Origin of the sequence: Piscibacillus sp. B03 (assembly GCF_052246295.1) — a bacterium.
Taxonomy (GTDB): domain Bacteria; phylum Bacillota; class Bacilli; order Bacillales; family Alkalibacillaceae; genus Piscibacillus.
Genome location: NZ_JBQQCO010000018.1, coordinates 1 through 15,261, shown reverse-complemented (window position 1 = coordinate 15,261; position 15,261 = coordinate 1). Strand labels below are relative to the sequence as shown.

The following is a 15,261-nucleotide window of genomic DNA, read 5'->3' as shown; positions in this document are numbered from 1 at the left end:
TAAAATGATGGTCCAGAATGGGGAATTTTTTATGATTAAAGAAATGTATCAAAAAGGTTGGTCAATTACGGCTATATCTGATAAGACCGAGTTTGATCCAAAAACGATTCGGAAGTACATAAAGTCAGATCAATTACCTAAACGCAAACAATCATCACCTAGAGTGAGTAAACTGGAGCCTTATAAAGATTATTTGAGAGAACGAATCCGAGAAGGCACCACAAACTGCTCAGTATTACTGGATGAGATACAAGCCATGGGCTATGATGGCAAAATGACAATCCTAAGGGATTTTGTTAGACCTTTTAGACAACAGCCTAAAAAGCAAGCTACGATCCGATACGAAACAGCTCCTGGTAAACAGGCACAAATGGACTGGGGTCATGTTGGAAAATATGACGTTGATGGGGAAATGAAAGAGATATACGCATTTACGATTGTACTTAGCTATTCTCGAATGAAGTATGTTGAGTTTACGGATAACATGAATTTAGAAACCTTAATGAAATGTCACATGAATGCGTTCGCTTACTTCAACGGTGTACCAGAGCAGATACTATACGACAATATGAAAACAGCCGTCATCAAACACAGTCCCGTTGAAATTCGTTTCAATAAGAAGTTTGAGGAATTCCTTGCTTATTACGGGATTTCACCTAAGGCTTGTAAGCCTTATCGTCCACAAACTAAGGGCAAAATTGAAAATGTCGTAGGTTATGTTAAAAAGAATTTTCTTCAGCGAAGACATTCGGACACTTTAAACGGTATTAATCAAGAAGTCCGACAATGGCTGGAGCAAACAGCTAATAAGAAAGTACACGAGACAACGAAAGAATCACCGCAAATAAGGTTTCAGCACGAGCAAAAGTATCTAGCTAGATCAAGTGACAAACCTTTATTCCCTATACATCACTGGGAACTTCGCAAAGTGAGTAAAGATTGTTTCATTTCTTACGAAGGAAACCGTTACTCTGTCCCTTATCGATATGTTGGACAAGAAGTAAAAATTAAAGAAACACTTAATCATCATTTAGAAATCTATGACCACTTCGAATGTATCGCTAATCATCCTATTTTAGAAGGGAATTCTAAAGAATACATTGATTTAAACCATTATAAAGGACTGAATACGACGTCCAAAGGTTTGCCGACCAAACGTCATACTCAGCCCCAGAAGGAATTAGAAGTTGAGCAGCGCTCACTTCAACTCTATGATCAATTGGAAGGTGGTGAGTTATCATGAACACTGACCTTCTAATTGAACACCTAAAACAATTAGGTTGGTCTTATACAGCAGACCAACTAGATGGTCTATTAGAAGACGCATCTAAAAATAATGTACCATATTCAACGTTTTTACACACCCTTTTAACAAAAGAATTAGAGAGTCAGCAACAAGCAAAATTAGAAAAGAGAATTAAAAAGTCTAAGATACCTTTCATTAAAACAGTGCATGACTTTGATTTTTCTTTCCAAACAAGTATTGATGAAAAGCGAGTACGGGAAGTGCTCACTGGTCGGTATATCCATCATGGTGAGAATATTATCCTTCTTGGTCCACCCGGAGTTGGAAAAACTCACTTAGCTATAGCAATGGCATTTGAAGCTATGACCCAAGGTCATACGGCTTTGTTCATAACAGCGAATGATTTTATATCTGAATGTCAAAAAGCCCAAAAGCAAGGTCACTTACAGCGCATCATTAAACGCTATTGTCGACCTGATATCTTAGTTATGGATGAAATAGGTTATTTTAGCTTTGATGAATTAAGTGCTCATACACTTTTTCAGATTATTTCAAAGAGGTACGAAAGTGGAGCCATGATTTTAACCTCTAATAAATCTTATGTAGAGTGGGGAAATATTTTTGGGGATGATGTATTAGCAACCGCTATACTAGATCGTATTGTGCATCATTCAACAACGTTTAATATAAAAGGGGATTCTTACCGCTTGAGAGAAAAGAAACAAGCTGGCATTCAGCCAGCTCAACTTTAAAATAATAGGGAATTTCATTCCGTTGAAAATAGGGAAATTCAAACCGTTGTTGACAATGGATATGAGCCAATCGTTTAAAGCAGCTGTTAATGACGCGCTTGGCGGACCTATAATAATTGCTGATCGGTTTCATTTTTGCCGTTACATTTATTGGGCACTAGAAAAGGTACGGAGAAAAGTGCAGAACTCATTTGATGAGTATGACCGCAAAAAATGTAAAAGAATGAAGCATGTGTTTTATAAACATAACGAAAACCTAACTGACAAACAACGCTGGTATTTAGAACATTACCTTAGTAAATCTAAATACTTAAAAAAAGCTTATCAATTGAAAGAAGCATACCGATTGTGGTTCAGAATAGCGAAAGCTAGTGGTTCAAATTTAAAAGATATAAAAGAAAGGCTATACCAATATTATGACCTTGTGAAGACTTCAGGGGTTGAAGAGTTTGAAAGGTCGATATCGACCTTTCAAAATTGGCAGAAGCAAATCATGAACAGCTTCGCATTTGATTTACATAACGGCTATGTAGAAGGCATAAATAATCAAACCAAAGTGATTAAGCGTAATGCCTTTGGATTTAAACGATTTGATCGTTTTAGATTAAAGGTGTTATTGCATCATCAATATAAAAATTTAAAGGTTCGTATTAATTAAATTAGGAGTGAGCGTATGCTCACCCCAACATTTGACTTAGAACCTGTTTAGATAACGTTTGGAAAAGGTTGACTAATATATCTATTTGCACTAATTTTGCACCAAACATTTATTGTACTACTTTCAAAATTAATATAAGATGATCTGAAATTTATATGTTAAAATTTAACTATAATCGTGTGCATTTAATGTTTAAAAAAAGAAGGTGTTATAGTGGATTTTATTTTTTTTATACCGTTTGTTTTGATATTAATATTAATTATTCTTTATATAATCCAATTTCGGGAGCAAAAGCGGATACGAGAACAAATATTTGAATTGGCCAATAATACATTAGAATTGACGCCCCAAGAATTTTTGGAAATGAGGAATAGAAGTTTTGGGGGGAAGGGAAAACCGTTATATTCAAATAAATATAACTTCTCGGGTGTTTATATTTTACATAATAAATCAAAAAATCTATTTTATGTAGGACAGGGAAAGCAAGTACTAAATAGAGTGAATACTCATTTTATCGGTAGGGGAAACGGAGATGTGTATGCAGATTATAAATATGGGGATCAATGGACAATTAAGATGATTGCTCTTGAAAATAGTGGTTTTAACACTTTAAATGACTTAGAAAGATATGCTATCGAAACCTATGATTCTTATAGAAATGGTTATAATAAAACTAGAGGGAATAAATAGATGTGCAATAACATAAATAATGGTTTTAGACTTACGCTTATCGATTCATAAATATTGTTTAAGTGGCTGCGACTATACTGTTAACTAGCTTTCATTAACAGTGAATGATTTATAAAGTTCATACCTATTTTAAATTTTAGTTTAAATTTATATATTTTAGTAGATTTTCTACATAAAATGCAAAATTCCAAAGTGGCTACAATTTTATTGAAACCACTTTAGAGTTTTGCAGCTATAGTTGTTATTTACATTCCTGAATTTTTTAAAACAATAACTCGTTTACTTTACTTAAAAAGATTTATTCTAGCACAAGTATATATATTATGTTCTGAGAGATTTCCTAAATAATAAGATAGGAATTAACAAAATGATTATTATTAATAAAAGGGCTATCAGTAAACTGATAATAAAGCTATTTCCTATTTCATATTGATAGTACTTCATTATAAAAAAAACTATTGTTGACATTAGACTCGTTATAATAATAATTAAGTAATAGATAAAAAGGCTGAAATTACTATAAGTTAAAATGCTTTTAGATAAAGTTTTAAATGTTCTTAATACTAATACACTGTAAGTAACTAATAAAAAGGCAAAAATTAATAAGATTATTAAATAATCTCTTATATCTTTATTAAAAGATAAATAATGTTCTACATGATTAGTCATATCACTAATATAATATCCTTCATGATTATGATATTTTGAGATATCGTCAATTATAGAGTTAATTTCCCTTTCATTAAGTTTCGTAATTAGAAAACCTGAAGTATGCATAGATAAATTCGGTCCTATCGAAATTTTATCTATATCTACTTGTCTTTTTATGTCATCATTATTGTAAAATAAAGGTGGCATTACTATATATCTATTTAAATTTACAGATGGTTCTGCAGTAGTCATCGCAGTTTGATTGCTTTTTAAAAAGCCAATAACTTCCGCATCATAATTCTGAAATAAGTAATGTAATTTAAAGTTATCCCCGATACTATAAATCTCTTTGTAATCATTACCAAGTATCACTGGAATTGTTTCACTCCAATAATACTCTTTTTTATTAAACATCCTCCCTTGTGAAAGTTCAATATTATTTAATGAAAAAGTTTTTTCGTCAAGTTGTGCACCTTTTATTAAGTTAAATTTTACACCACCAAAATCCACCTCTTGTGTTCCTGCACCCTCTTCATACAAATAACTAAATACGTCAGGGTTTTGATCTGCTATACCAATAGGGTGTAAATTACTTACTTGAAAATAAAAATTATCATTTAATTTTAGATCTTTAATAAAGTTATTCATTGAAATTAAATTATTAGAATCACCATAAAGTATTTGATGTTCGTCTTCAGTCCAAGCATTATCACTTATTTGGTAAATATTTTTATTCTCGTATGTTTCAGGGATATGTATTTGAGCATTATTTGCAATGTAGAAGTCATGTGACGTTAAAATTGTAAAAGAAAAAATTATGGTAACTATTAGAAAGGTTATAACACTTAATAATGGAACTTTTTTAAAAATATTTAAGATTTTTTCCAATTTATCCTCCCTAGAATTATAAAAGATTTAGTTTTTAGTTTTACAAGAATAAATTATTTTTTTATATGATTGGTAAGCGATATTATTGTTTTCTCTAAAGAGATAATGCAACACCTTAGGTAGGTGTTGCATTACTAATGTTATTTATCTTCATTAGATGATGGGATTGGCCCCGGTGCATCCCAACTACCATATCCAGTTCGGGCTACATATGGGTCTGGTGAATAAGTATGATGTATGCCCCACCCACTTTGAGCTTTAGTATAACCTGATCCATACACAGTATGTTGGCCTTTTCTTGCAGATCCATTACGTTCTTGCAACCATGCTCTAGTGAAGTGAGTTGCGGCCCATGTAGTTTCTCCTACTGCTGCCTTTTCAATCCTAGTATTATCACCGCCTCTATATGTTACCCAACCTTTATGTGTAGCCGACTGAATGCTAAAATCTTTAGATGATTCATCTTCATTAGAGTAATAACCAGTGTCTTCAGACCATCCTCCAATCTCTTCATGCTCTTCGGCTGCAACATTTACAGTAGATAATAAAAGTGCACCTAAAGATATTAATAATATAGTTGTTATCTTTTTAATCATATTCTTTCTCCTCTCTTACTAATAACCAGGATCCTGTAGTTGTAAATATAATGGATTTTGAACATTTTGTCAATTAATAATTTGAAAAAATATATAAATTTGTAATTATTTGTGATTATTGCCACTAGATAGAACCACTGTTGCCATCTTTTTGATCCACCTCTGCCATAAAATAGACCCATAAGTGACATTAAAAGAGCCACTGCCTCTATAAGGCAGTGACCCATATATATTATTATTCTTGATTTAAGCCATGACGCTCTCTCATAGATACGTTTCCGTCTATTAATATATTATAAGAACCATGGACAATACGATCTAATATGGCATCAGCTAGTGTGCCCTCGCCAATCTTTTCATGCCATCCTCTTGGATCAAATTGCGAACAGAATATCGTAGACCCAACTTGATGTCTAGATTCTACGATTTCTAAAAGATCTCTTGCCTCACTCTCTTTTAAAGGTGTTAATAACCACTCATCTAGGATTAAGAGATTGACCTTTTTATACTTTTTCATTACCTTGCGGTAAATCCCTTCTCCTCTTGCGATAGTTAATTCATCTAATAAATCAGGTAATCGTGTGTATTTCACTTTATAGAATTGGCGACACGCAGCTATTCCAAATGCGCACGCTAAATATGTTTTTCCATTTCCAGAAGCTCCTTTAAGAATAATATTGTGACGATCCTCAACATATTGTCCAGAAGCTAACCTTAAAATTTGAGCTTTATCTAGCTTTCGATCGGGATGATATTCAATATCTTCAATAGATGCTTGATTATCACGTAAATCGGCAGATTTGATTAAGCGTTCTAATTTATTGTTTTGTCGACGAGACCATTCTATATCCACAAGTAAACCAAATCGTTCTTCAAAGGAAAGTTCTTGATATTCTGGGTTTCTTAATTGTTCTCTATAAGTTTCTGCCATCGCTGACAATCTCATTTCATTTAATTTAGTTAGTGTATTTTCGGTTGTCATTTTTATCTTCCCCCATAGTAATCGGCTCCACGTGTAAATCCGTAAGAGCTTTCGTCTTTTTGTTTCGTAAGAAGCTTAGAAGAACCACGATTTGGTTCTTTATCTTGTCCAGTTTTTAAGATGGTTTGTATACTTTTAAGGGTTGGTCTTGTGGTGTAAGACAGTGCTTTCGAACATGCGAGTTCTAATCGTTCAATGGAATGTTTATCACCTAATCTAATCAATCCGAGACAAGACTTCAATCCTTGTTTTTCAGATTGATATGAGGATAAAATGCTTTGGACGGTAGTAAAAGTGTGGTCTCCGACAGTACGTGCCCATTTCAAAACATGTTCCTGATTGAAATCGATATATTGTTTATGGTCCTTCGGCATATGATCTGGAATTGTGGAGTATTGTCCGCTTTTTCCTGTCAGTTTTTTATGTGATGCAATTCGAAGACTTTTGTAAAATACCTCAATTACATTTCGGGTAACGCGAACATCCACCCTGTATTTGATATAATCATAAGGGACAGAATAATACATTTGATTGACATTTATGTGATAATCATATTGTACGGTTGCCTTTTGCCAAGTGGCGATTTCGTACATTGAAGCAGGCAGAGGCATCATCGCAAACTTTTCTTCTTCCAAATAGGCCTTCTGCCTGTTACCTTCCTTTTTTTGAAAGGCTTTTGTATTGAATTCTTCTAGTTTCTCCTGAATAGCTTCATTCATCTCTTTCAGAGTGAAAAACTTCTCATTACGAAGTGAAGCAATAATCCATGTTGATATATGGCCAACCGTTCCTTCAGCACTTGGTTTATCTTTTGGTTTGCGAACTCGTGCTGGAATAATCGTTGTTTGATAATGTTCAGCCATTTCCTGATAACTCGGGTTAATCACTGGTTCAGAACGTGACGCTTTAATGACACCAGTTTTTAAGTTATCCGGCACGATAATCCTTGTAACTCCACCATAAAATTGAAAGGCATGGATATGAGCTGTGATCCAGCTTTCTGAATCCATTGATAAAAAGCCTTCAACATATGCATATTGACTGCATGACAACGTTGAGACGAAAATATATACAGGAATGAGTTCTCCTGTTAAATTATCTGTTAGATGCATCGTTTGTCCAGCCCAATCAACTTCAAGCTGTTCACCAGGTTTACGTTTAATTCGCATGGTTGCCTTTGTTTTTCTAGCATAATCATGATAAAACCGACAAAACTGCCTATAGCTATAAGGTATATCATCATTTGCTCTACAGTTTAGTGTGTACTCATCCCATAAGAGCGATAAGGTAACGCCAGATTTCGCTAGTTCCTTATGGATATAGTCACAATCAGGTTTCTTCCTGAAGTCTGAAGAAGTATGTTTTTCTGGAAACAGAATGTTTTGAAGATCAGCATCTGTTAAGTCCTCTTCGAAAGGCCACCGAATATTTTTACCCTCCGCTCTTTTCACCACCTCTCTAACAGTGTTTCTCGAATGACTACAACTAGATGCTATCCCCCTTTGAGTAACCCCTTGTGCATGGAGTCGTAGTATTTCACGATATTTAACCACACAAAAAACCTCCTATATAATAAATTCGCACCTACTGGTGCAATTCTATTATATAGGAGGTTGTGGACCTGCCGATGTCATAAGTGGGTCAAAAATATGTCACGAGTGGATCAAAAAGATGGCAAAGGTGGGTTTACTCCATGTCTTTATTCATTATTTATAATATTAACCAATAAAATGTATTAAAGTGACTGCTTGGAAATAGTGTCATGTTATAATTATTAAAAATTTTTATTTTTGAAAAGTAGATAGTTTTAATAATAATTGTAATGAAAATATAAGGAGAGGATATCATGTTTAAAAATTTTCTTAGAGGAGCAGTTGTTGGGATGACAGAAACAGTACCTGGTGTTAGTGGAAGTACCGTTGCTTTAGTGTTAGGTGTATATGAACACCTTATTTATTGTTTAAGTATTATAACCAGTCCTAAACGTAAGGAAGCATACCCATTTTTGCTTACTTTTGGATTAGGTATGTTTATGGGATTTATTTTATCTTTACATTTAATTAGCTACCTTTTAAGTGTCTATCGCACACCAACATTGATGTTTTTTGTTGGGATTATAATTGGTTTTTTGCCTTTCCTATGGAAGCAAACCATGACCTATTGTGAAAGGAAACTTAATTTAATACATTATTTTATTGTTTTATCGTTTTTTGCAATAGTTATTTCTGGATCATTTCTTGCCGGTATTAATAGTATTGATGTAACTAGTTTAAGTATTGATAATTATATTTTTCTCTTTATTTCAGGAGTATTGGCAAGTACTGCCCTTGTGCTGCCGGGTATTAGTGGAGCTTTAATACTAACTATATTAGGGGTTTATGAGATAGCCACAGAGTCCTTAATAAATTTATTTTTACCTATAACTTTATCTATAGGATGCGGTATTTTATTAGGGGTGGTTATCACTAGTAAATTAGTGAAGTATTTATTAAATAAATACCCTTTAGAAATATACTTAGCAATGTTCGGTTTAGTTAGTGGTTCTATAATTGCTATATTTAACAATTTAGAAAGAATATTAACTAACAAAATGTTAATTGAATCATTGATAACTTTATTTTTAGGGATTATTGTTGTTAATTTATTGAATTACATACAAAAACATTACATGAAAAAAATGTGAGGATTTCCTTGCACCTAACATTGGTCATAACTCTTATCTCACCAAATTGTAACTGCTAAACTAAATTATACAGTTTTCGCTAGATAAAATTGAACACTTTTTTACCAAATTTCCTTCGGAAAAGTATATGATAGATTTTTAGAGTTCATTTACTTTGCTGGAGGTGCGAAAGGTGGAAAAGTGGGAAGTGTACATTAAGATTCAACAATTATTAGAACAAGGGTTTAGTAAAACAAAAACGGCAGACAAGCTAGGTATTTCAAGGGGAACGTTATATAACTATTTAGAGAAATCACCAGAAGAAATGGCTTTATGGGTTGCCTCAACTCAACGCAGAAAGAAAAAACTTGATATACATAAAGATTTAATTCTTTCCTGGTTAAGAGAACATCATGATCTATCAGCTGCTCAAGTTTTTGATTGGTTGACCGAAAGGTATCCTAATTTTCAAATCGGTGAGAGTACCGTTCGTAGTTATGTCGGTGCTTTACGTGGCGAATATAACATTCCTAAGGAAAAAACACACAGGCAATATGAGGCTGTTCCAGAAACACCTATGGGACAACAAGCTCAACTAGATTTTGGTGAAACTATTCAAAAAGATGAACACGGCAAAGGTGTCAAAATGTACTTTGTCGCCATGCTGCTATCTCATTCACGGTATAAATATATGGAGTGGTTAGATCGACCTTTTACCACGAAGGATTTAATTGAGTCTCATAATCGGGCATTCCAATACTTTGGGGGTATCCCTTATGAAATTGTGTATGATCAAGATAACTTAATTGTGGTCAGTGAAAATCGTGGCGATTTAATATTAACCTCAGCATTTGAAGCTTATCGTAAAGAGATGAGATTTAAGCTACACGTATGTAGAAAAGCAGATCCTGAAAGCAAAGGGAAAATCGAGAATGTGGTTGGATTCATTAAGAAAAACTTTGCCAAACACAGAGTGTTTACGAACATTGATTCATGGAATGAACAAGCTGTGGCATGGTTGGATCGCACAGGGAACGGCAAAATTCATAATATCACGAAAAAAAGACCGACCGAAATGTTCAACATAGAAAAAGAACATTTACGACCGATCTTTAGATCATTCAGTGCGACCAACACTGAACATAACAACGATATTTCAAGTATACCAAGAGTCGTCCGTAAGGACAATACTATCCTTTATAAAGCCAATAGGTATAGTGTTCCTCTTGGAACTTTCAGTCCATACGGTACAGAAGTCCATTTGTATATCAAAGAAGATCAACTAACCATTATTCATCAAGAGACAGGTGAATTATTAGGCAAACATCAGATTTCAAATAGTCGAGGTAAGTTAATACAAGATCGAACTCACACTAGGGACCGATCTAAAGGTATAGATGCTTTTATAACGACTGTTTCGGAAAAGTTTAAAGATTCTTCAAAGGCATTCACCTATTTATCAGAAATACGAAAAGTGTTTCCACGTTATATGAGAGATCAATTACAAATGATTTCTAAACAATGTGAGCAAAATAATGAGCATGTATTACAAGAAGCATTAAACGCCTGTTTAGGTATGAAGTTGTTTAGTGCGGGCGAATTCAAAGATATGATTGAACATGTCAAACGTGAGCGATTAGTTCCTGAACAATCTTCAACTCACCATGATCACATTGTTCAACCGATACAATCAGATCAATTAGATATCCTCCGAGCCAAACCATCTCAGAGAAACGTCAATGACTATCTCAATATATTGGAGGGTAATTAATATGAAGAATTCAACGGGACTACAAGATTTATTGAAATCGCTACGTTTGACTGAAGCTGCCAACGAGTTATCAGAATTTCTAACAAAAGCAGAAACTCAAAACTTATCATATCAGGCATTTTTATTAGAAATCATGAACTATGAGCAAACACGTCGAGAAGAAAAGTTGGTAGAAAGACGTATGAAATGGGCTTCATTCCCTTTTCATAAAATATTACAGGACTTTAATCTAGAGGAACAGCCTTCCTTAAGTAAACGCCAATTTAATCAACTGATTGAACTTAATTGGATTGACCAGTTGTATAACCTAATTCTATTAGGACCGCCAGGGACTGGTAATTATCGATAAATCTTCACTCGTATATTGATTAAGATAGAGGAATCTTAAATAGACCCTTAGCGTTGTTAAGATGGATGCAATACTTTTTTCATGATATCTGTAAATCGTTTTTACATAATCAGAAATCATCTCTGCAGTAATTTCATTTGAATTCTGGACATTTCTATTATCAAGGTAATCAATAAAGAAAAACAAACGTTGCATACGTGTACGTAGGCCTCTTTTGGAGTACTCGTTATTTTCACATTCCCTTTCATAAGCAGTAAGTTCAGCTTTAAACTGTTCTGGCTTAATATATCCTGATTTTTTTACAATCCTTCGGATTATCACACGATGAAGTTGGTAATCACCCAAAACTTTTATCCTTCTAATAGGCCCTTTTAGACCTTTAGGCATGACTTCCTTATAGTAGTCAATTGTGCAGTTATACTTTTCACTTAAAAAGTCTCTTCCTAACACTTCTGAAAAATAGATTTCATTACGCTCCTTTGCAAATGCAATCACTCTTTTGTAAAATGCACGATAACCACAAACAGTGTTGTATGTATAAATGCTAGTTTATAAATGTACATAAATGATCATTTAAGAATGTACAACTCTGATCGATAAATGCATACTTAATTTGAGGTGAGGAGAATGCATTTATCGATTAATTTAACAACTGATTTTCAAGTGGATAGTCTAACAGACTTATCCAAATATAAACTAATGATGGAGAGTCTTGGGATGAAAATTAATAAGAGTGAACTAGCACGGCAACTCAATGTCGATCGACGAACAGTTGATAAGTATTTGAATGGATATGTACCTAATCAGTCCAGAAGTCGAAAATCTAAAATAGACGATTATTACGGCACTATTTCCCTTCTTCTTTCAAAAGATTCACCGCAAGTCTTTTATTATAAGAGGGTGTTGTGGCAGTACTTAACAGATAATCATGGATTAGATTGCTCACAATCTCGTTTTAGAAGTTATATATCTAGTAAACCCGAGTTTCAATCTTATTTTTCCGACGGAAAACGAACACCTTCAGCTAAACCGGTGTTGAGATTTGAAACCCCACCTGGAGAACAAGCTCAATTTGATTGGAAAGAAAATATTAAGTACATCACGCGGGATGGAGAAATTATCTATGTGAACGTTGCGGTTTTATTATTATCACATTCTCGGTTCAAAGCTTTTTACCTGACGCTTTCTAAATCACAAAGTGTCCTCATGTCTTTTCTAACAGAAACCTTTGAATCATTGGGTGGTGTACCTAAAATACTACTAACAGATAACATGAAAACTGTTATGGATCATCCGAGAACATCTTATTCAAAGGGCGTGGTCAACGAGCGTTTTGATCATTTTTCAAAGGATTTCGGATTCATCATTAAACCCTGTGAGGCAGGTAAACCTCAAACGAAAGGAAAAGCCGAAAATGTTATGAAATTATTGGATGAAATTCATGCTTATCAAGGTCAGTTGAACTATGAAGAATTACATGAATTTGTACAATCCTTAAATGAACGTGCTAATCATAGCTACCACCAAGGGACAGGAAAAATTCCAATATTGGCTTTTAAACAAGAAAAGAATCTCTTACAGCCCCTACCCAGGAAGTCTATAAGAGATTCATATAAAATCGTTCATAAACTTGTAAAGGTTAATCCATCAAGTATGATTACTTATCAGAGTAACCAGTATTCAGTCCCACCTGAATACAAAGGAAAAACCGTTGGTTTACAAATTTATGATAACCATATACATGTTCATTATAACACGGCCTTAATCGCTAGACATCCCATTAGTCAAATGAAACTGAATTATGATCCATCACATTACGAAAAGGTTTTATCTATGAATACGCATGAAGATATTGATACGGATGATTGGTCCAAAAGAAATTTAGAGGCTATTGGGGAGGTCTATAAAGATGAATAGTAGTTACCAGCAACTCATTAAAAATCTCGAATATTTGAAGCTAAAACAAATGCATGAACATCTTGATGATATTATTGATACAGCAGTATCTAACCAACAATCTTTTGTCGAAACGCTCGTTAAGTGGACAAACCATGAAATAGATTGACGTGAACAAAATATGGTTCGTTCCATGGTCAAAGTCGCAGCTTTTCCTCACTTGAAGGAGGTGAAGGATTTTGACTTTGAGTTTCAACCGTCGGTTAATAAACAACAGATACTAGACTTTACTACATTACGATTTATCGAAGATAAAGAAAACATTGTTTTTCTAGGACCAAGTGGAGTTGGTAAAACACATTTGGCGACATCGATTGGAATAGCTGCAGCTAAGAATCGTAATAGTACTTATTTCATCAAATGTCATGAACTCATTCAGCACCTAAAAAAAGCACGGGCAGAGAATAGATTGGAAGCTCGCTTAAAACATTACAGGAAATATAAACTATTAATTATTGATGAGATAGGGTACCTTCCTATTGATCAAGAAGATGCCAAACTCTTCTTCCAGCTCATTGATATGAGGTACGAGAAGAAAAGCACCATATTGACCACCAATGTTAATTTCAAGCAGTGGGATGAGGTCTTTCAAGATTCCAAACTCGCTAATGCCATTTTAGATCGAGTTTTACACCACGCCACTGTGGTAAATATCATAGGTGATTCTTACAGAATCAAAGATCATTTGGATAAAGAAAATGATTAAAATTGTACATTCTTAAACAGTCAAAACTGTACATAATTAACTTGACATTTATATTGTATGCATAATTTAGCCTTTCTAATTCAGTCAATACTTTTGAAACTAGTTCTTCAATGCGAATTCGATTTTCCATTTAACACCTCCTAGATTAATAAATCTAGTATGGTGGTTTATGGAAAGAAATAAACATATATTTTCGATGAATTAGTGATATACACTTATTTCTTTTCATAAACAAAAACTTTCGATAATTTCCAGTACCAGGTGCACCTGTTAATATGACATTCTCAAAACGGTTGATGAAATTTAGAGCTAGTAATTCTTCTTTTTCCAAGTGGGGTGGTAAATGAACATGACTTCCCCACTGGTAGGTATTCAGCTCTTTTGAATATAAAAACTTCGCTTTCTTTAATAACCGATCAGCTCTAGCTTCTTCCCGTAGTTCAAACTCTTTATCAAATAATGCTTTTAGGTACTGTTCCTTATTTTCAAACGGGATAGTATCGTAAATTTCTGCTACATAAGCTAACCTTAAAGTTTTACACATATCTTTGATATCTATATTCATGTTTACTCACCCCCTTGATTAACATGCGATTGTAACTGATCGTACATTGACCAATTTACATTATAGGGATGATCTTGTATTTCAGAAGAAGATTGCTCCTCAACTAGTTCATAAAATAATTCATTTATTTGATTCATGTCGTACCACGTTAAATACTGAATAAGCCAACGAATACGATCTTTCCTCAGTTCCATATTTTCAATTCGAATATATTCATAAATACGTGTTGGTAAATACGGTTTATAACGTGAGTAGGTGACAACCCTTGGTTTATTTAACCACGAATATAATATTGACTTCCAAGGGATGTTTCTTTCGTTATGCATATAAGGTCTAAAGTCTTCATGCAGTAATTCTCCGTTAGGAGAAACAACTTTAAATGAATCCCAGTATAAAACTAAACGAATTTGACCAAAATTATAGCTTTTAGGTATATGCACTTTAACCTGATCAATCATGACTTCACCATATTTATTTGCCCGAACCCACTTTTCCTTAAATACCGGGTAGTCATTTTCAGGTAATTCTATGAAGTGATTTTGTTCCTCTTCATAGAGTACATCTATTGTTGTTTGTTTGCTAAAATGAATGCGTTGTCGGTCTTTTTAAAAAGATAAGAAAGTATAAAAATTGTGCCATAGAACGCTGTTCTGTGGTATTTATTTAGTATGGATAATATTCTAAGACGCATATTTTTTGATAAACATAATCATTGGGATCGATTCGTTAACAAATATGGGGGACGAGTGCGTCCAATTGTCCTGAAAGAAATAGAGAAATTTCGAGAAT

14 protein-coding genes and 2 pseudogenes are annotated in these 15,261 nt (G+C 33.7%); 9 read left to right on the top strand and 7 right to left on the bottom strand.

From position 1 onward, the window contains the following. Nucleotides 1–7 precede the first annotated feature (7 nt). The 4 genes and pseudogenes from istA (ACTWQB_RS12270) to ACTWQB_RS12255 all read left to right on the top strand — a co-directional run bounded on the left by istA (ACTWQB_RS12270) (nucleotide 8) and on the right by ACTWQB_RS12255 (nucleotide 3,346). Nucleotides 8–1,243, top strand: a complete 1,236-nt coding sequence (istA, locus tag ACTWQB_RS12270; protein WP_443139526.1) for an IS21 family transposase — start codon at nucleotides 8–10, stop codon at nucleotides 1,241–1,243. After that, nucleotides 1,240–1,998 (top strand): IS21-like element helper ATPase IstB, encoded by a 759-nt coding sequence (istB, locus tag ACTWQB_RS12265; RefSeq protein ID WP_443139480.1) that lies wholly within the window; start codon nucleotides 1,240–1,242, stop codon nucleotides 1,996–1,998. Before istA (ACTWQB_RS12270) ends, istB (ACTWQB_RS12265) begins: the two co-directional genes overlap by 4 nt. 46 nt (nucleotides 1,999–2,044) lie before the next feature. Continuing rightward, nucleotides 2,045–2,656 (top strand): annotated as a pseudogene (locus tag ACTWQB_RS12260) (transposase); the annotation flags it as partial. Nucleotides 2,657–2,869: 213 nt separating this feature from the next. Further along, nucleotides 2,870–3,346 carry a GIY-YIG nuclease family protein gene (locus ACTWQB_RS12255; RefSeq protein WP_443139479.1) on the top strand — a complete coding sequence of 159 codons (477 nt, stop codon included), beginning with the start codon at nucleotides 2,870–2,872 and terminating at the stop codon, nucleotides 3,344–3,346. A 321-nt stretch (nucleotides 3,347–3,667) separates the two neighbouring features. On the opposite strand, the gene ACTWQB_RS12250 is transcribed toward ACTWQB_RS12255, so the two are convergent. The 4 genes from ACTWQB_RS12250 to istA (ACTWQB_RS12235) all read right to left on the bottom strand — a co-directional run bounded on the left by ACTWQB_RS12250 (nucleotide 3,668) and on the right by istA (ACTWQB_RS12235) (nucleotide 8,016). Then, nucleotides 3,668–4,885, bottom strand: coding sequence for a hypothetical protein (locus ACTWQB_RS12250; RefSeq protein ID WP_443139478.1), 1,218 nt, complete (start codon nucleotides 4,883–4,885; stop codon nucleotides 3,668–3,670). 140 nt (nucleotides 4,886–5,025) lie between these two features. Next, nucleotides 5,026–5,481, bottom strand: a complete 456-nt coding sequence (locus ACTWQB_RS12245) for a hypothetical protein (protein ID WP_443139477.1) — start codon at nucleotides 5,479–5,481, stop codon at nucleotides 5,026–5,028. A 235-nt stretch (nucleotides 5,482–5,716) separates the two neighbouring features. Then, nucleotides 5,717–6,463: an IS21-like element helper ATPase IstB gene (gene istB, locus ACTWQB_RS12240; protein ID WP_443139476.1), complete on the bottom strand. Its 747-nt coding sequence runs from the start codon at nucleotides 6,461–6,463 to the stop codon at nucleotides 5,717–5,719. Between the two features lie 2 nt (nucleotides 6,464–6,465). Continuing rightward, nucleotides 6,466–8,016: an IS21 family transposase gene (istA, locus tag ACTWQB_RS12235; protein ID WP_443139475.1), complete on the bottom strand. Its 1,551-nt coding sequence runs from the start codon at nucleotides 8,014–8,016 to the stop codon at nucleotides 6,466–6,468. A gap of 293 nt (nucleotides 8,017–8,309) precedes the next feature. Between istA (ACTWQB_RS12235) and ACTWQB_RS12230 the strand changes: the two genes are divergently transcribed. The 3 genes from ACTWQB_RS12230 (at nucleotide 8,310) to ACTWQB_RS12220 (ending at nucleotide 11,245) form a co-directional block, all read left to right on the top strand. Beyond that, the gene (locus tag ACTWQB_RS12230) at nucleotides 8,310–9,146 is read left to right on the top strand and encodes a DUF368 domain-containing protein (RefSeq protein ID WP_443139474.1); all 837 of its coding nucleotides are present in this window, start codon (nucleotides 8,310–8,312) and stop codon (nucleotides 9,144–9,146) included. 172 nt (nucleotides 9,147–9,318) lie between these two features. Next, complete coding sequence (gene istA, locus ACTWQB_RS12225) at nucleotides 9,319–10,896, top strand: IS21 family transposase (RefSeq protein ID WP_443139473.1); 1,578 nt, start codon at nucleotides 9,319–9,321, stop codon at nucleotides 10,894–10,896. 1 nt (nucleotide 10,897) lies between these two features. After that, nucleotides 10,898–11,245, top strand: a complete 348-nt coding sequence (locus tag ACTWQB_RS12220) for an ATP-binding protein (protein WP_443139472.1) — start codon at nucleotides 10,898–10,900, stop codon at nucleotides 11,243–11,245. Here the strand turns inward: ACTWQB_RS12220 and ACTWQB_RS12215 are convergent. Then, nucleotides 11,213–11,740, bottom strand: coding sequence for a site-specific integrase (locus ACTWQB_RS12215; protein ID WP_443139471.1), 528 nt, complete (start codon nucleotides 11,738–11,740; stop codon nucleotides 11,213–11,215). The genes ACTWQB_RS12220 and ACTWQB_RS12215 overlap by 33 nt on opposite strands. 132 nt (nucleotides 11,741–11,872) lie before the next feature. Between ACTWQB_RS12215 and istA (ACTWQB_RS12210) the strand changes: the two genes are divergently transcribed. Together istA (ACTWQB_RS12210) and istB (ACTWQB_RS12205) are read left to right on the top strand one after the other, a co-directional pair. After that, a complete protein-coding gene (gene istA, locus ACTWQB_RS12210; RefSeq protein WP_443139470.1) occupies nucleotides 11,873–13,162 on the top strand; it encodes an IS21 family transposase in 1,290 nt (429 codons plus the stop codon). Then, nucleotides 13,155–13,907: pseudogene (gene istB / locus ACTWQB_RS12205) on the top strand (IS21-like element helper ATPase IstB). Before istA (ACTWQB_RS12210) ends, istB (ACTWQB_RS12205) begins: the two are co-directional and overlap by 8 nt. Before the next feature lie 154 nt (nucleotides 13,908–14,061). Here the strand turns inward: istB (ACTWQB_RS12205) and ACTWQB_RS12200 are convergent. Together ACTWQB_RS12200 and ACTWQB_RS12195 are read right to left on the bottom strand one after the other, a co-directional pair. Beyond that, the gene (locus tag ACTWQB_RS12200; protein ID WP_443139469.1) at nucleotides 14,062–14,472 is read right to left on the bottom strand and encodes an ATP-binding protein; all 411 of its coding nucleotides are present in this window, start codon (nucleotides 14,470–14,472) and stop codon (nucleotides 14,062–14,064) included. 2 nt (nucleotides 14,473–14,474) lie between these two features. Next, nucleotides 14,475–14,930, bottom strand: coding sequence for a hypothetical protein (locus ACTWQB_RS12195; protein ID WP_443139468.1), 456 nt, complete (start codon nucleotides 14,928–14,930; stop codon nucleotides 14,475–14,477). Between the last annotated feature and the right edge of the window lie 331 nt (nucleotides 14,931–15,261).